19 protein-coding genes and 1 riboswitch are annotated in these 16,829 nt (G+C 55.8%); of the genes, 14 read left to right on the forward strand and 5 right to left on the reverse strand.

All coding sequences use genetic code 11. From position 1 onward, the window contains the following. Positions 1-7: 7 nt before the first annotated feature. Both NFU03_RS09700 and NFU03_RS09705 read left to right on the forward strand, forming a co-directional pair. Positions 8-463 carry an NUDIX hydrolase gene (locus NFU03_RS09700; protein ID WP_251638248.1) on the forward strand — a complete coding sequence of 152 codons (456 nt, stop codon included), beginning with the start codon at positions 8-10 and terminating at the stop codon, positions 461-463. Next, positions 453-1,241: an alpha/beta hydrolase family protein gene (locus NFU03_RS09705; RefSeq protein WP_251638249.1), complete on the forward strand. Its 789-nt coding sequence runs from the start codon at positions 453-455 to the stop codon at positions 1,239-1,241. The genes NFU03_RS09700 and NFU03_RS09705 overlap by 11 nt, the downstream gene beginning before the upstream one ends. A gap of 35 nt (positions 1,242-1,276) precedes the next feature. Here the strand turns inward: NFU03_RS09705 and pckA are convergent, their stop codons facing one another. Then, entirely contained in the window at positions 1,277-2,863 is a 1,587-nt protein-coding gene (gene pckA, locus NFU03_RS09710; RefSeq protein ID WP_251638250.1) for a phosphoenolpyruvate carboxykinase (ATP), read from the reverse strand. A 166-nt stretch (positions 2,864-3,029) separates the two neighbouring features. Continuing rightward, positions 3,030-3,148, forward strand: a riboswitch (SAM riboswitch). A gap of 197 nt (positions 3,149-3,345) precedes the next feature. Between pckA and metK the strand changes: the two genes are divergently transcribed. Further along, positions 3,346-4,554 carry a methionine adenosyltransferase gene (gene metK, locus NFU03_RS09715; RefSeq protein ID WP_251638251.1) on the forward strand — a complete coding sequence of 403 codons (1,209 nt, stop codon included), beginning with the start codon at positions 3,346-3,348 and terminating at the stop codon, positions 4,552-4,554. Positions 4,555-4,579: 25 nt separating this feature from the next. Here metK and NFU03_RS09720 read toward each other — a convergent pair whose 3' ends face one another. Beyond that, positions 4,580-5,131, reverse strand: coding sequence for a gamma carbonic anhydrase (locus NFU03_RS09720; RefSeq protein WP_251638252.1), 552 nt, complete (start codon positions 5,129-5,131; stop codon positions 4,580-4,582). 104 nt (positions 5,132-5,235) lie between these two features. Between NFU03_RS09720 and NFU03_RS09725 the strand changes: the two genes are divergently transcribed. From NFU03_RS09725 to nhaC, 8 genes are all read left to right on the forward strand, one after another. Continuing rightward, a complete protein-coding gene (locus NFU03_RS09725; protein ID WP_251638253.1) occupies positions 5,236-6,030 on the forward strand; it encodes an alpha/beta hydrolase in 795 nt (264 codons plus the stop codon). 16 nt (positions 6,031-6,046) lie between these two features. Next, positions 6,047-6,574, forward strand: a complete 528-nt coding sequence (gene lepB, locus NFU03_RS09730) for a signal peptidase I (RefSeq protein ID WP_251638254.1) — start codon at positions 6,047-6,049, stop codon at positions 6,572-6,574. A 76-nt stretch (positions 6,575-6,650) separates the two neighbouring features. Beyond that, on the forward strand, positions 6,651-6,830 hold the full coding sequence (locus NFU03_RS09735; protein WP_251638256.1) for a hypothetical protein: 180 nt from the start codon (positions 6,651-6,653) through the stop codon (positions 6,828-6,830). 126 nt (positions 6,831-6,956) lie between these two features. After that, a complete protein-coding gene (locus NFU03_RS09740; RefSeq protein ID WP_251638257.1) occupies positions 6,957-9,113 on the forward strand; it encodes an ATP-dependent helicase in 2,157 nt (718 codons plus the stop codon). After that, a complete protein-coding gene (locus NFU03_RS09745) occupies positions 9,110-9,484 on the forward strand; it encodes a fluoride efflux transporter FluC (protein WP_251638258.1) in 375 nt (124 codons plus the stop codon). Before NFU03_RS09740 ends, NFU03_RS09745 begins: the two co-directional genes overlap by 4 nt. Next, the gene (locus tag NFU03_RS09750) at positions 9,481-9,843 is read left to right on the forward strand and encodes a fluoride efflux transporter FluC (protein WP_251638259.1); all 363 of its coding nucleotides are present in this window, start codon (positions 9,481-9,483) and stop codon (positions 9,841-9,843) included. The genes NFU03_RS09745 and NFU03_RS09750 overlap by 4 nt, the downstream gene beginning before the upstream one ends. A gap of 61 nt (positions 9,844-9,904) precedes the next feature. Then, the gene (locus tag NFU03_RS09755) at positions 9,905-10,507 is read left to right on the forward strand and encodes a thermonuclease family protein (RefSeq protein ID WP_398290143.1); all 603 of its coding nucleotides are present in this window, start codon (positions 9,905-9,907) and stop codon (positions 10,505-10,507) included. 304 nt (positions 10,508-10,811) lie between these two features. Further along, positions 10,812-12,194 (forward strand): Na+/H+ antiporter NhaC, encoded by a 1,383-nt coding sequence (gene nhaC / locus NFU03_RS09760; protein ID WP_251638260.1) that lies wholly within the window; start codon positions 10,812-10,814, stop codon positions 12,192-12,194. 46 nt (positions 12,195-12,240) lie between these two features. On the opposite strand, the gene NFU03_RS09765 is transcribed toward nhaC, so the two are convergent. Beyond that, positions 12,241-12,774, reverse strand: coding sequence for an isoprenylcysteine carboxyl methyltransferase family protein (locus NFU03_RS09765; RefSeq protein WP_251638261.1), 534 nt, complete (start codon positions 12,772-12,774; stop codon positions 12,241-12,243). 10 nt (positions 12,775-12,784) lie between these two features. Continuing rightward, a complete protein-coding gene (locus tag NFU03_RS09770; RefSeq protein WP_251638262.1) occupies positions 12,785-13,861 on the reverse strand; it encodes a type III polyketide synthase in 1,077 nt (358 codons plus the stop codon). 183 nt (positions 13,862-14,044) lie between these two features. On the opposite strand from NFU03_RS09770, the gene NFU03_RS09775 reads away from it, so the two are divergent. Beyond that, entirely contained in the window at positions 14,045-14,344 is a 300-nt protein-coding gene (locus NFU03_RS09775) for an AraC family ligand binding domain-containing protein (RefSeq protein WP_251638263.1), read from the forward strand. A gap of 45 nt (positions 14,345-14,389) precedes the next feature. On the opposite strand, the gene NFU03_RS09780 is transcribed toward NFU03_RS09775, so the two are convergent. Continuing rightward, the gene (locus NFU03_RS09780; protein ID WP_251638265.1) at positions 14,390-14,830 is read right to left on the reverse strand and encodes a YaiI/YqxD family protein; all 441 of its coding nucleotides are present in this window, start codon (positions 14,828-14,830) and stop codon (positions 14,390-14,392) included. 130 nt (positions 14,831-14,960) lie between these two features. On the opposite strand from NFU03_RS09780, the gene NFU03_RS09785 reads away from it, so the two are divergent. Both NFU03_RS09785 and NFU03_RS09790 read left to right on the forward strand, forming a co-directional pair. After that, positions 14,961-15,191 (forward strand): hypothetical protein, encoded by a 231-nt coding sequence (locus tag NFU03_RS09785; protein ID WP_251638267.1) that lies wholly within the window; start codon positions 14,961-14,963, stop codon positions 15,189-15,191. A 171-nt stretch (positions 15,192-15,362) separates the two neighbouring features. Next, positions 15,363-16,745 (forward strand): leucyl aminopeptidase family protein, encoded by a 1,383-nt coding sequence (locus NFU03_RS09790; protein WP_251638269.1) that lies wholly within the window; start codon positions 15,363-15,365, stop codon positions 16,743-16,745. The last annotated feature ends 84 nt before the right edge of the window (positions 16,746-16,829 follow it).

Genomic DNA, 16,829 nt, shown 5'->3' on the forward strand with positions numbered 1-16,829 from the left:
GACGGACATGTTGACATTTGAAGATCTGAAAGGGAGCCGGGTCGAGCTCGTCTTCGGTGAGCAGGAATTGGAGGCCCGGCACGTACTCGTCGTCTTGAAACATGACGGGAAGTGGCTGACGACCGTCCACCGGATTCGCGGAACGGAATTCCCGGGAGGCAAAGCGGAACCGGGGGAGACGATCGAAGACGCAGCGATCCGGGAGGTCATGGAGGAAACAGGGGTGACGATCGGGAAACCGAGGAAGTTCGCTGAGTATGTCGTCCACACGGAACCGCCTTTCTGTAAAGCCGTCTTCACGGCGGAAGTAACTGGTATCGATGAACAACCGGAACTCTTTGAAACGGAAGGGGCGCTGTGGCTGACGGACGACGAGCTCGACAGCTGCACGACGCTCAGTTTCCACATGAAGGACAAAGGGATGCATGAGCTGAGGAACTGGGTGGAACGCCATGCTGACTGACGCGGAAATCGTCTCAAGCCGTGCATATCCTTCACCGAACCCGGCTGTCGAACTGACGGAAATCACGTACTGGTCCGGCGGTGTGAGAGTGAAAGGGCTGCTTGCGGAACCGAAAGCACCGGGAGAATACGAAGGGATCGTCTATATGCGTGGCGGCATCCAGCATGTCGGCATGGTGCGGCCCGCCCGTATTGCCCAGTTCGCGAGCCGCGGTTTCGTCGTCTTTGCACCGTATTACCGCGGCAACCGCGGCGGGGAAGGGCGTGACGAATTCGGCGGCGCGGATCTGCAGGATGCTGTCAGTGCTGTCGATGTGCTGAAACAGAGCCCCCTCTGGAAAGAAGGGCGTATGCACCTGTTCTCGTTTTCAAGAGGCGGACTCATGGCGCTCTGGACAGCGATCCTGCGCGATGACATCACATCCACCGTCCATTGGGCGGGCGTGTCGGATGTCGTGTTCACTTACAAGGAGCGGGAAGACATGCGCCGGATGATGAAACGCGTCATCGGCGGTTCCCCGAACAATGCACCTGACGCATACCGGGAACGGACGGCGCTGTTCCGGGTCGATGAGATCGATGCAAGCGTCCTGATCATCCACGGTATGAAGGACGAAAACGTGTCACTCGAACAGTCCATCATGCTGGAGGATGCCTTGCGGGAAGCAGGGAAACCTGTAGAGACGTGGTACTTCCCCGATTACACCCACCATTTCCCGGCATGGCGCAACGCCGAAATCGTCCGTGACTTGACGGCTTGGATGAAAGCCCAAACGTAAAAGAACCTCCCGGCTGGGAGGTTCTTTTCATTTCATCAGATGATCGGGCCGCCTTTGAGGACGATCGCTTCATCCACATGGCTGAACTTTTTGAAGTTGTCTTTGAACAGCTGTGACAGCTCGTTTGCTTTCTCATCGTACGCAGCCGGATCGCTCCAGGCGTTGCGCGGGTTCAATACTTCTGTCGGTACACCCTCGATCGCTGTCGGGATCTGCAGGCCAAATGTGGCGGACGTTTCCGTTTCCACGTCATCGAGCTGACCGGAAAGCGCTGCACGCACCATCGTACGCGTATGTTTCAGGTCCATCCGTTTACCGACGCCGTACGCACCGCCCGTCCAGCCTGTGTTGACGAGGAATACACGGGAATTGTGCTCGTCGATCTTCTTGCCGAGCATATCTGCGTATACGGTCGCTGGAAGCGGAAGGAATGGCGAGCCGAAGCACGTCGAGAATGTCGCTTCCGGAGAAGTGACGCCGCGTTCCGTACCGGCAAGTTTCGAAGTGAAGCCGCTCAGGAAGTGGTACATCGCCTGTTCTTTCGTCAATTTCGAAATCGGAGGCAGTACCCCGAATGCATCCGCCGTAAGGAAGATGATCGTCTTCGGGTGGCCTGCGACCGATGGCAGGACGATGTTGTCGATGTTCTGGATCGGGTAGGCAGCACGCGTATTCTCCGTGAGCGTGTTATCATCGTAGTCCGGGACGCGTGTATCTTTGTCGAGCACAACGTTTTCGAGAACTGTGCCGAACCGGATCGCACCGAAGATTTCCGGTTCTTTTTCAGCGGACAGGTTGATGCACTTCGCATAGCAGCCGCCTTCGATGTTGAAGATGCCGTGGTCAGACCAGCCGTGCTCATCATCACCGATGAGTTTACGGTCCGCATCTGCGGAAAGTGTCGTCTTGCCTGTTCCGGACAGTCCGAAGAACAGGGCAGCGTCGCCGTCTTCGCCGACGTTCGCTGAACAGTGCATCGAAAGGATGCCGTTTTCAGGAAGCAGGTAGTTCATGACGGAGAAGATCGATTTCTTCATCTCGCCTGCGTATTCAGTTCCCCCGATAAGGACGATGCGCTTTTCAAGTGAAATGATGACGAACGTCTCGGAGTCCGTGCCGTCGACAGCAGGGTCCGCTTTGAGCGAAGGCGCTGCAAGCACTGTGAACTGCGCTTCGTGTGTTTTCAGTTCCTCTTCCGTCGGGCGGATGAACAGCTGGTGGACGAACAGGTTCTGCCACGCGTATTCGTTCACGACCTGGATGGCGAGCTGTGAGGACTTGTCTGCGCCGGCAAAACCTTTGAAGACGAAGAGCTCATCCTTCGCACCGAGGTGATCGAGCACTTTGCGGTACAAAGAGTCGAAATGTTCCTCGGAAATCGGGCGGTTCACTGCACCCCAGTCGATCTTGTCTTTCGATGAAGCTTCTTCCACTATGTATCGGTCCTTAGGAGAACGGCCTGTATACTTTCCGGTCTGGGCGGTGACTGCGCCGTCAGCTGACAGTTTCGCTTCCCCCCGTGCGACAGCTTTCTCGACCAGTACGGCAACCGAGGGCTGCACGGTTACGGAAGATCCGGAAAGAAGCTCTTTAAGTCCATTATCGATTTTCGCTGATATCATAGGTCAATACCGTCCTTTTTCATTATTGCCCTGAATCGGGCGCATAGTTTGAATTAGTATAACACATTAAGAATAATAAACTATACTAATTGAAAACTCAAGCGGAAGGTACGAAAATATTTGACAATCCATGTCTTTTTTCGTAGCATAGATAGTTGAACGGATACTCTTATCCCGAGCTGGCGGAGGGACAGGCCCTATGATGCCCGGCAACCTGCATGGACGTCCTTGTCCGTGAGAAGGTGCCAAACCTGGAGCAGGGATCACTTCCCTGGACGATAAGAGTGAAAGGTGCCTGCGAACTTATGCCTTTCCTCATGTATGCAATACGTGAGCGAGGGGCTTTTTCTATTTTATGGACTGCCTTTATCCTTGTAACCGTTAACGTCGCTTTTCTTCAGGCGCGGGACGAAACTGGGAAAACGAGAGTACCGTATCACGAATCCGCTGCAGGCAACACTGCGGCTGAAGGAGGAAATCAGATGACAAATCGACGGCTGTTCACATCAGAGTCGGTAACGGAAGGCCATCCGGACAAAATGTGCGACCAGATTTCGGATGCCATCCTGGATGCAATTATGGAAGAGGATCCGAACGCACGGGTGGCGTGTGAGACAACGATCACAACCGGGCTCGTTCTCGTGATCGGTGAGATTACGACGACGACATATGTCGATATTCCGAAAGTGGTCCGCGAAACCGTGAAGGAAATCGGCTATACCCGTGCGAAATACGGGTTCGATTATGAAACGTCTTCTGTCCTCACATCGATCGACGAACAATCACCGGACATCGCGGCGAGCGTCGACGTAGCTCTCGAAGCGCGTGAAGGCCAGATGGACGACGAAGAACTGGAAGCGATCGGAGCAGGGGACCAGGGCCTTATGTTCGGCTATGCGTGCAACGAAACCGAAGAACTCATGCCGCTGCCGATCAGCCTTGCCCATAAGCTGTCGCGCCAGCTGACAAAAGTCCGTAAAAACGAAACGCTCGACTACTTGCGCCCTGACGGCAAGACGCAAGTGACGATCGAATACAATGAAAAGAACGAACCGGTCCGTGTCGACACGATCGTCATCTCGACACAGCACCATCCGGAAATCTCCCTGGAGCGGCTGCAGCATGACGTCAAGCAGTACGTCATCGACGAGGTCGTGCCGGGTCATCTTCTCGACGAGGAGACCAAGTACTTCATCAACCCGTCAGGACGCTTCGTCATCGGGGGACCTCAAGGGGATGCCGGGCTGACCGGACGCAAGATCATCGTCGATACGTATGGCGGCTATGCGCGTCACGGCGGCGGTGCGTTCTCCGGCAAGGACGCGACGAAAGTGGACCGTTCCGCTTCGTACGCAGCCCGTTACGTAGCGAAGAACCTTGTCGCTGCAGGACTTGCCGACCGGTGTGAAGTGCAGCTGGCCTATGCGATCGGTGTAGCGAAACCGGTATCGATCTCAGTGGATACGTTCGGTACAGGCAGCCTGCCGGAAGAGCAGCTCGTCGAACTCGTCCGCCGCCACTTCGATCTCCGGCCGGCCGGCATCATTAAAATGCTCGACCTTCGCCGGCCGATCTACAAGCAGACAGCGGCATACGGCCATTTCGGCCGGACGGACGTCGATCTCCCTTGGGAAAAGACGGACAAGGCGGACGTGCTGAAGCAGGATGCAGCTTCCGTGAAATCGATCTGAACTTGAAAAAAAGCAAGGCAGCGGATCATTCGCTGCCTTGCTTTTGTTGAGCAGATGAAGCGTTCTGCTCCTGGATCATCTTGTAAGCAAGCCCTTTTTCGACGTAGCTCGCAACAATCCGCTCCATGTCCGCCCGGTCGGCCGCGTTCACTTCGCGGACGACTTTTGCGGGGGAGCCGAGTGCAAGCATGCCGGGCGGGATCACTTTGCCGGGAGGTACGAGACTGCCGGCGCCGAGAAATGCGCCTTCACCGATGACGGCGCCGTCCAGGACGATCGAGCCCATGCCGACGAGCGCCCCTTTTTTCACGGTGCAGCTGTGCAGTGTAACCTTGTGTCCGATCGTGACGTCATCTTCTATGATAAGCGGCGTATCCGGACTCTGGTGCAGGCAGGACAAGTCCTGAATGCTGACGTTGCGGCCGATCCGGGTAGGGGCGACGTCTCCGCGGATGACCGTGTTGAACCAGACGGATGACCCGGCTCCGATCGTCACGTCACCTGTAATGACGGCATAATCAGCAACGAACACGGACTCGTCGATCTGCGGCACCGCCGCTTGGTATGGATAAATCATGAAATGCCCTCCTCGCTCACGCAATGTTGTATACTAATCTTATCAAAGTGACAGCTCATGTACAAAAGTGGGGAATCAGAAGGCAGCAAAGGGAGGAAACCGCGATGTGGAAATGGGAAGCGGACGGCCAGGTGAAGGCAGTCATCGTCATCGTCCATAACGCATATGAAGACCACCACCGATACGCCTGGCTCATCCAGCAGTTCCGGATGTCAGGGTACGATGTCATCACAGGGGATCTGCCGGGCCACGGGCCGGAACAAAAAGGCTCTCCTCACAACGAACCATTCGAAGACTACATGCAATTTGCTGATAAAATGATCGAGACGGCGCTGAAGGAAGCGGTGCCCGTCTTCATCGTAGCCCACGGGCTCGGTGCGACGCTTATGATCCGCAGATTGGCGGCCAGGCAGCTGGAGTGCGCGGGTGTCATTCTGAGCTCTCCATGGCTGGCTTTAAAACACCAGCCTCCGAAGTTTTCATCGATGCTGACGCGGATCGCCGGCTCCATGAAACTGGATCACGGTGTTTCCTATGAACTGCTGTCGAGGAATATGGAAGAACGGCCGAAGAAGCGCCATGCAGCAGACACACGGTCCGTCGTCACAGGCAGCTGGTATAAGGAAATGACCGCTTTCACGAAGAACAGCCTGCAGTCCGACAAGCCGATCCAGGATATCCCGATACTCGTCCACACGGGCAGTTCCGACCGGATGACCGATATCCAGGAAACGAAAAAGTGGCTGAAACGCCAGCCGCTCAGTGAATTCCAATACAAGGAATGGCGCGGTCTGTACCATGATGTATACCAGGAACCGGAACGCGAAGAAGTGTTCCTCTATACGAAATCATTCATCGACAACGGATTACGGTCTCTCGGTTATGTGATCGAGAACTGAAATGGGAGGAACACCAATGGAAGCAGAATCTAAAAAAGAGTTTTGGTCATGGGGGAAATCACTTTTCGCCGCAGTCATCATCGCGATACTCGTCCGGCAGTTCCTGTTCACCCCGGTCATCGTATCGGGCGAATCGATGGAACCAACGTATCATGACAAGAACCGCGTCGTCATCTCCAAAATTTCGTCTCTTGACCACTTTGATAAAATCGTCTTCCATGCACCTACTGCAAAAGAGGACTTCATCAAACGGGTCATTGGGATGCCGGGTGATACAGTCGTCATGAAAGACGATGTGCTCACCATCAACGGCAAAGAGTATCCCGAGCATTACCTCGATTCGAACAAAGCCGCGCTTCCGGAAGGCCAGAACCTGACGCAGGACTTTGAAGTGACGGTGCCGGAAGGCCAGCTGTTCGTCATGGGGGACAACCGGACGAACAGCATGGACAGCCGGATCTTCGGCAGCATCGCAGAAGACTCCGTCGTCGGCAAGGTGAAGTTCCGCTTCTATCCGTTCTCCGAAATCGGCAGTCCTGAGTGACACGACTTACCCGGATTACATCGCTCCCGAGCGGGTATACTGACCATAACGACCTGTGAAAAGGAGAGTGTGGCAGATGGCGAAGAACCACGATAATGATCAGCAGAAAGATCCGAAAAAGACCGGTCCGATGGAAGGGACCGAGTATACCGACGAACAGCGCCATGAGAACGAAGTGGCGTCGACGGCCTATACCGGCAGTGACAAGAAGAAAGTGGACTTGCAGAACGACCGTCTCGAAACGGGCGGTTTCTGAGCCGCATCATCATTCCAACAAACCTTTCCGTATCATGCGGGAAGGTTTTTCTGTCTGCCGTCCAAGCGTTCCGGCACGCTTTGTGGTAAATTGGAAGTATGAATCATACAGGGAGATCTGATGAATATGGCAGACTTTTTTGAACGGAAATACGAACAGAATTCCATCCGGCTGAACGAGATCCAACAGGAGGCGGTCCGGACGACGGACGGCCCGCTCCTGCTGCTGGCGTGCCCGGGTTCCGGCAAAACGACGACGATCATCATGAAAATCGGCTATTTGGTCGAAGAACTGAACGTCGCCCCGAGACGCATCAAAGCGATCACCTTCAGCAAAGCGTCCGCACTCGATATGCAGAAACGGTTCGCTGCCCTGTTCCCGGAGCTGCCGCCAGCGGACTTTTCGACAATACATAGCCTGGCCTTCACCATCTCAAAAAGAAGGCTTTCGAAACTCGGCGGGCGTTTTGAACTGCTGGAAGGTTACCGGAAACAGAAGATGATGAAAGCCGCCTGCCGCAGCGTCCTGAAGGAGAATGCGACCGACGACCAGATCACCGCACTGTCCACGTATTTGAGCCTAATGAAGAACAAGATGATTCCGCAGAACGACTGGACAGACAAAATCGAACCGTTCGAGCAGGCAGCGAAGATCGCACGACAGTACGAGCAGATGAAGGAAGCGGTCACTGAAGTGAAACTGCTCGATTTCGATGACCTGCTGCTGACCGCGGAAGAAGCGATGCGGTTCGACGATGATCTCGCTGCTGAGTTCCAGACGAAATACGACTACGTCCTGACCGACGAAAGCCAGGACACGTCGCTCGTCCAGCATAAGCTCGTGGAACATCTGACTGCGATGCACGGCAATTTGTGCGTCGTTGCGGACGATGACCAGTCGATCTATTCCTGGCGGGGCGCGGATCCCGATTATCTGCTCGATTTCAAACGTGTCTATCCGGATGCGAAGATGCTGTACATGGAGCAGAATTACCGGTCTTCCGAAGAGATCGTTTCGCTGTCATCGGTGTTCATCACCCGGAACAAGAAGCGCTGGGCGAAGAACATGTTTACAAAAAACGGCTCAGGCGGCGGCATCCAGCTGCGCCGGTTCGACAATCCGAAACGGCAGCTCGAGTATGTGATCTATGAGCTGCTGGCGGAGACCGATCTGAGTGAGACGGCGATCCTGTTCCGTAATAACGCGTCGTCGACCCAGTTCGTCAACGAGCTCCACAGGCGCGGCATCCCGTTTTACATGAAAGACGCGGATGACCAGTTCTTCTCCCATTGGGTCGTCGAGGACATCCTCAATTTCATGCGCCTCAGTTTCAACTGGGAACGGAAAGATGTGTTCGTGAAAGTCGCAGGGAAGATGAATCTGTTCGTCTCCCGCTCGGCATTGACGGCATTCGAGTCGAGCACGGTGCCGGGCAACGTCTTCGAAGCGTTCCGGCAGTCCGCCGTACTGAAGGACAGCCAGAACCGCAAGCTGACGGACTACGAAACGGTCTACCGCAAAATACCGGATATACGGCCTGCGCAGATCATCCGAATCATCCGTTACGAGCTCGGCTATGAGGACAGCATCGTGAGCATGTCCGCGAAGTTCGGTTACCGGGCGGACAGCCTGAAGAACATCCTGGACACACTCGAGTCGATCGCCGAGCAGACCCGGACGATGATCGAGTTCGCTGAACAGCTGAAAGCATTGGAGCAGGCGGTGCAGGAGGCGAAAAAGCAGACGGGCGGGCCGGCGGTGACCCTGTCGACCTTCCACAGCTCCAAAGGGCTGGAATTCCGCCGGGTGTTCATGGTTGACCTCGTGAAAGGGGTCATCCCGTCCGAAGAGGACCTGACCGATCGTCATGCGCTCGAAGAGGCCCGGCGCCTGTTCTACGTCGGCATGACCCGGGCGAAAGAGCGGCTCGAACTGTGCTCGTTCGCCGAGCAGGAAGGCAAACCGAAAGAAGACTCGAAGTTTGTGGATGAAGTCCGCGGCATCCTGCTGCCGAAGCGGCAGGAGGCGGACGGAAAGAAGACGGACAGGACAAAGACCGTCTACAGCACGCAGGCCCCGAAATCGGTCGCTGTCAATCCGGACGGCATCGGTGAGCGAGGGCTTCTGACGGCTGGAGCGCTCGTGAAACACCGGGTCTTCGGGAAAGGGCAGATTGTTGAAGTGGGGGAGGAATCGATTGAAATCCGGTTCGCGTCGGCCACGAAGAAACTCGCGCTGCAGCCTGTTCTCGAAAAACGTATGCTGGAGACGGCGGACCTATGAAGAAACTGATCGCAATCGGTGCCGCCGGGTCACTCGGTGCATTGGCACGGACCCTGCTCGGCTTATGGCTGCCTGCTGAAGGGGGATTCCCTGCCGGCACGCTCGCGGCGAATGTGGCGGGTGCGTTCATCCTCTGCTTCCTCGCTGAGCGCGCGCGCCAGTGGATCATCGCGGACGACACGGCGTACGACGCTGTGACCGTAGGTTTTCTCGGTTCGTTTACGACGTTTTCCACATTCAGTGCAGAAGCATTTCATCTGTTCGAAACCGATTGGCCTCTGGCGGCCGTCTACATGATCACGAGTGTGGCGGGCGGACTGGCGGCCGGCGCGCTCGGCTTCCTGCTTGGCGGAAGGAGAGTGTCGGCATGACGGTCATCGACGTCGCGGCAGTGGCCGCCGGGGGATTCCTCGGCGCACTGATCCGTTATGGGCTGTCCCGCAGACTGAATGGCGGAGATCAGTTTCCGCTCGGGACACTTTTTGCAAACCTTGCCGGCTGTTTCCTCATCGGTTTCGTCTTCGCTCTCGGCCTGCCGGCAGCTGCAATCTGCTTCCTCGTATCCGGACTCGCCGGATCACTGACGACCTTCTCCACTTGGATGAAAGAAGTGCTTAGCATGGCACGCGGAACCGCCTGGCTGAAAGCTGCCCTCTATTTGGCGGGATCCGCTGCCGCAGGGCTGCTGTTCGTCTGGATCGGCAATTCGGCAGGCGGACTATTCGGCTGAGGCCGCTCAATACGGAAACTTCACACACACCAGAGATCGACATAAGGAGCGGAAAGCCCACATGGCACAGAACCGGAAGCAACGGAAGAAAACGAAGGGCGGCGTATCCGCACTCATCATCGCCATCCTTCTGACAGTTATATATTATTATCTGGACGAAGAGGACACGGAACCGACAAGGGACGGACTGATCCCTGTCGAACTCGTGAAAACGATCGACGGTGATACGATCAAAATACTTTACGAAGGCAAGGAAACGAACGTGCGCTACCTGCTCATCGACACTCCCGAGACGAACCATCCCCGGCTCGGAAAACAGCCATTCGGCGAACAGGCGAAGCAGCGCAATCAGGAACTACTGAACAGCGGCAAGCTTGAAATCGAGTTCGATGTCGGCCCGCGATACGACAAAAACGACCGGCTGCTCGCCTATATTTATATAGACGGGGAGAGCGTTCAGGAGAAGCTGCTGGAGGAAGGGCTCGCACGGGTTGCGTATGTCTATCCGCCGAATACGCGCCATCTCGATGACTACGAGAAAAGGCAGGCGGTCGCGAAGAAGAAAGGGATCGGCATATGGACGCTTGACGATTATGTCACGGACCGCGGGTTCGACAGTGGGACGTATCCTGCCGGCAGCACTTACCGCAAATCGGGCAGATGAAAAAAACCTGCTTGACAAACAGTAAGACCGTGGTAAGATTTCAATAACATTTATTCCTGAATAGAAACCCTTCAAAGGGATGATGCAGTAGGGAGCCGCGTTGCGCAGCACACAGAGACTGGACGGTCGGTGGGAGTCCAGGCGCGCGGGTCCTGAAGTACGTCATCCGCAATCCTCTTTGAAACCTAACGAAGCGGACGGGCATTCAATGCCTGTCAATCTGGGTGGTACCGCGGAGAACTCCTTCGTCCCTGTGAACGGGAACGAATGGAGTTTTTTTGTAATCGCCAAGGAGGCCACCGCCATGTTCCATATTCAACCTGCTGTCAAACCATCACTTGCAGAAGCCGTTTCACTGACCGTCCTGATCGTCCTGTTGATCAGCGTCAGCATCATCGGCTTCGAAGCCGTCCCGCATCTGCCGATATTAGCTGCCATCCTGCTGCTGATCGGCTACGGCCTGCTGAAGAAAGTTACCTGGAATACGCTGCAGGAAGGCATGACGGAAGGATCAGGCGCCGGTATGGGTGCTGTTTTCCTGTTCTTCTTCATCGGCATGCTCATCAGCAGCTGGATGATGAGCGGAACGATCCCGAGCCTTATCAACGCCGGGTTCCTCCTCATCACGCCATCGTACTTCTACGCGATCACCTTCACTGTTACCGCAATCATTGGAATCTCCATCGGCAGCTCGCTGACGACTGTTGCAACAGTCGGTGTAGCGCTGCTCAGCATGTCCGGCGTGCTCGGTCTTGAACCTGCCATCACAGCAGGCGCCATCGTGTCGGGAGCGTTCTTCGGAGACAAGATGTCCCCGCTGTCTGATACGACGAACCTCGCATCTTCCATCGTCGGCGTCGACCTGTTCGCGCACATCCGCAATATGATGTGGACGACGGTTCCGGCATTCGGCCTGTCATTCATCATCTTCGCGATCCTTTCGCCAGCTGCCGGGGACGCAAAACTGGATACGATCCAGTCGTTCCGCGAGGCGCTTATGGAAACCGGGCTCGTCCACTGGGTCTCCTTCCTCCCGCTCGCCCTGCTCGTCGCCCTGACGCTGATGAAAGTGCCGGCACTGCTGACACTTGCCGCGAGCACCGCTTCCGCAGTCCTCATCGGCTGCCTGCTCAAGCCGTACAGCGCGGCCAAAGTCTTCGCCATCTTGTTTGACGGGTTCAAATCGGAAACCGGGGTGGAGGCGGTGGACAGCCTGCTGACGCGGGGCGGCATCAGCAGCATGTTCTTCACGATCACTCTCGTCATCCTCGCGCTGACGATGGGCGGCCTGCTGTTCAAGCTCGGCATCGTCCAGACACTGCTCGCACAAGTGGAACAATCCTTGCGCTCGGCGGGTTCCGTGATCGGTGCGTCGGCGCTGACTGCAATCAGCATCAACGTCCTGATCGGCGAGCAGTACTTGTCGATCCTGCTGACAGGGCAGGCGTTCCAGGGCCAGTTCAAGAAACTCGGACTCGCGAGCAAGAACTTGAGCCGGGTCATGGAAGACGCAGGGACGGTCGTCAACCCGCTCGTCCCGTGGAGCGTCTGCGGGATCTTCATCGCCGGGGTGCTCGGTGTCCCGGTTGCCGACTATTTCGGTTTCGCGTTCTTCTGCCTGTTCTCGCCGCTCCTTACTGTGCTGTTCAGCCTGTCGGGCAAAACACTGACCTATACGGAAAAATGAACAGGAATAGGAAACAGCCGCCCGGTATGCGTACCGGGCGGCTGTTTCACTTACCTAGGGAAAACTTTTCGTTATAGTTGGTCGCTTCCTTCAGCGCCTTCTCCTCCTGCGGAATCCGGACGGACATCATCCAGGCGTTCAGCAGGGTGAAGGCGATGGCAGTGAAGTACGCACCGAAGATCATCGGAAGGACAAGAATTTCGGTTGCGACGATGACATAATTCGGATGGCGGATGAACCGGTATGGCCCTTTCATGACGACGTCCGCTCCCGGCAGGATGATGATCTTCGTATTCCAGAACTTGCCGAGGGATGCGAGACACCAGACACGGAGCACCTGTGTTAATAGGAAAATAGCAAGAAGGACACCCCAAACAGGCGACAGAGCGGGTTTGCGGATCAGCACTTCCAGCAGCAGCGACACGAAGAACGCCGTATGCAACAGGACGATAGCCGGGTAATGGCGGGCACCGACTTCATAGGCACCCTGCGCTTTCATACGGGTTTCATTGCGCTTCGCGACGACCAGCTCAGCGAGCCGCTGGCAAATGACGACGATGAACAGGATCCAGAACAGCATGCCGTTCACCTCATTCCCATTTCAATAGCTGCAGCTCGCCTGAAAAACCGGGACCGAGCGCTGCCAGTATTCCGTATTCTCCCGCCTGCGGTTCCGCTTCCATGAATTCCATCAATACATACAGCACAGTCGGTGACGACATGTTGCCGTTCATGCGCAGGACGTTCCGTGAGATCTCCGTCATGGAACTGTCGAAGTGCAGGGCGTCCTCGTACGCCTGCAGCACTTTCTTGCCGCCGGGATGGGCGACGAAACGGGTGATGTCCCGATCGCTTAGGCCGTATTCCGCGAGAAACTGATGGACGAACGGACCGAGCCACTCGGTGATGATCGCCGGGATGCTTTTTGAGAAGACGACATACAATCCGCTGTTCTTCACATTCCACCCCATGACATCTTCCGAGTCCGGCATAAGTTTCGACGTCGTACCGAGGATCGACGGGCGGATTCGTTCCGTTTTCAGGGATGAGTCATCACCCGCGATGAGCGCACAGGCGATGCCGTCCGAAAACAGCGATACGCCGACGAGATTGCTTTTCGAATAATCATCCTTCTGGAATGTCAGGCTGCACAGTTCAACAGCCAGCACGAGGACATTCGCTTCCGGATAGGCTTTCGTGAACTCGAAGGCGCGGCTGAGTCCGGACGCGCCGCCTGCACAGCCGAGCCCCCATAGCGGGATGCGCTTGACATCATCGCGGAACGGAAGCTTGTTCATGATGCGCGCTTCGATGCTCGGCGTCGCAATTCCCGTGCTCGACACGAAGATGATCGCATCGATTTCATCAGCTTTCACGGGACGGTCGAGGAAAGAAGAGGTGAGGCAGCTCCTGACCGCTTTCGTCCCGAACTCGACAGCATGGGATATGTACAGCTCGTTCCGTTCTTCGAAATCATGGTCCTTTCCATACCAATCGAGCGGCATACATACGTTGCGCTGCTCGATGTCACCGTTCTGGAACACGGTCAACAACCGTTCGATATCCTTGAAACGGCCGCTGAAGATGGAGCGGGACAGTTCGACGGCTTCGTCTTGTTTGATAAGATTCGGTGGCAGCTCGGTGCTGACCGATAAGATCTGGGGCATAGCAGAACCTCCTATAGTCGTTACCTATCTAATTTCCTATTTCCGGCTATCCGAAACGCAGGCGAGCAGATAATGAGAAGATTGCGATAAAATGAGGTACACTGGCAGAAAGAAACTGGAACGCCGGTGTGCATGCTCAGCTCCGCGATCTGCACAGCCGGCGGCAGAAGGAGGAACTGACCGATGAATATACTGAAGACGCCGAACCAGCTCGGGCAAAAACCGAAATCCGTCGATGCCGTCTGGAGCGGCTCCAATGGAAAGATACTCAATATCCAGCTCCGGAAAGGCGAAGAAGTTGCAGAACACGACGCCGACATGGAAGTCCTCATCATCGTCCGGAGCGGCACCGTCCGTTTCACCGTGGAGGGCGAGACCGTCCTGGTCGATAATGAAACGATCCTTCACATGGCACCGCTTGAAAAGCACAGCCTGTACGCGGAGACGGACGCGGACATCTGCGTCGTGCAGATCGCCCCGTAACGCATCCAGTCTATGCAGACGGACAGGCCGGTATGACAAGTGTATTCATTCAGTCTGAGCGGCAATGAGGTTCAAAAGGCTGCTGCGGAACGCTTCGTTTTGTTCAGGCGACCGTTTCTTCGGGCCTTTCAGCCGTCCGCCCGCCTGCCGCACCTTTTGGGCGGTATGGCGCGCGAACAGCAGCTGGTCGATATTGTCGTCCGTATACCATCTGCCGTTCTGATCGATCGGCCGCCCGCGTTTCGCGAGCGCCATCGCCGCAAGTCCGTAGTCCTGTGTCACGACAATATCGCCCGGCGCGATCCGGTTGACGAGTACAAAGTCGACCGCATCCGCACCTTTCGAGACGACAAGTGTTTCCGCCCCGTCCCGCTGCATCTCGTGTGCGGTGTCGCAAATGAGCAGACAGGGGAGTCCGTGCTGTTTCGCAGCCCGGATCGTCAAATCGACGACCGGACAGCCGTCAGCATCGACTAAAAGTTTCATGGGATCACCTCCTGTTCAGCGTACCACAGCAAGCGGCGAAAATTCATCATCCCGCGAATGTTTTCATTGATCCGGATGAGGGAATAATGAATTACTGAAGTAACTCGGAATAGAAAGGAGAGGGTACGCGATGGAATCACCGGAGAACAGCCAGATGACTGTAGAGGAAGCGGAGCGGTACGGCCGCAAAGTCGACGCACGCGCACGCGAACTGGAGAATACGCACTACTTGGAAGAGACACCTGTCGAGGAGAGCAAGATCACCCCGCCGCTGACGGAAGAGGAGATCAAGAAGCGGACAGGCGCTGCGAATTTCGAGAACGTCCAAAAAGGGAATACGATGAACTCCGTCAACAGCTGAGCCATTCCTGTCAAAGGGATGGTTTTTTTGTTTCGAGAATTTGAGTGATCAAAGGAAGGGGTCAAGCAAAATAGCATCTTCAATTATTCGAATCATCAGTGTTCACGTGTTACACTGGGAACGGAAGAATAATCCTGACATAGCAATCCAGACAGAATGGGGAGAATGGGAATGACACAAGTGAAAGTGCTCTTTGCTACAGATGAAATGATCGAACAAAACGGGGATCTGACTGCGTTTGCACAGCAGATTCCGGCTGGTACGGGCAGCATGGTTTTTGCAGACGGACAGCAATGGATGGTCCTCAACGTCAAAGAAGGCAAGGAAGGATGCCTGGAAACCGTCCGCTCAATCGCGGGAGAAGCGGCCCGGACACTGAGCTGCGCGAAAGTCGAAAGTGCAGAGGTATCGGCAAAATCCCTTGGCCGGCAGTTCTCGGGAATCTCGGGGGAGGAAGCGGCAGTCGCCTTCACGGAAGGCTGGTACTTGGGAGCGTATCAGTTCCTCACATACAAATCGGACGCAGAACCGTTCTGCACGAAACTGACCATCGAAGGGTCCGCGGAACAGGACACAAAGACCGGCGAACTGCGCGCGGAAGCGATGTCGTTCTCTCGCGACCTCATGAACGAACTGTCCGACGTCCTTAACCCGGAGACATACCCGGAGCGCCTGAGAGAAGCATTTGACGGAACGGACACATCGATCACCGTCCATGACAAAGCGAAACTGGAAGAGATGAAGATGAACGGCGTCCTCACCGTCGCCCGCGGCAGCCGCTATGCGCCGTCATTCGTCGAAATGACGTACAGCAGCAATTCCGAAAAGCCGCTCATCGCGCTTGTCGGCAAAGGCGTCACATTCGACACGGGCGGCATCAGCTTGAAGAGCGGGAAAGACTTGAGCGATATGCGCATGGACATGGGCGGTTCGGCGGCGGTTGCCGGAGCCATGAAACTCCTCGTCGACTCCGGAGCGGACGTCAACGTCATAGCGCTCATCCCGATGGTCGAGAACACAATCGATAATACCGCTGTCCTGCCGGGAGAAGTCATCCGCTACAAAAACGGTCACACCGTCCAAGTCGGCAACACGGATGCGGAAGGCCGGCTGATCTTGGCGGATGCATTGATCCGTGCAGGCGAACTGAACGCGGACTACGTCGTCGACATCGCGACCCTGACAGGATCGATCGAAAACGCACTCGGCTCGGACATCGCAGGTGTCTTCGGCGATGACGAACTGGCGCACACGCTGAAACGGATCGGTGCTGAAAACGGTGACGCTGTCTGGCCGATGCCGCTCGTCGAAGCATACGACGCAACACTCAGCAGCGACTATGCGGACTTCAACAATATCAGCTCGCTCAGCTTTGCCGGCTCGATCACAGCGGCTTTGTTCCTGCGCCGCTTCGTTTCAAAAGACACACGCTGGCTCCACGTCGACATGGCCGGTGCCATGCAGAAAACGTCGGCTTCCGGCTATTACCCGAAAACCGCAACCGGCTACGGCGCACGACTGCTCGCCGATTATGTATCTGAAATTTCGAAGTAAGGGATGCCTGAGTGACAGGTGCCTGTGCAGCAAACAATCGTGAATGTTTTAACATTCACGACAATTTGCCGCACAGGCGTTTGA

The sequence above is a fragment of the Sporosarcina sp. NCCP-2716 genome (assembly GCF_023707985.1).
GTDB lineage: Bacteria > Bacillota > Bacilli > Bacillales_A > Planococcaceae > Sporosarcina.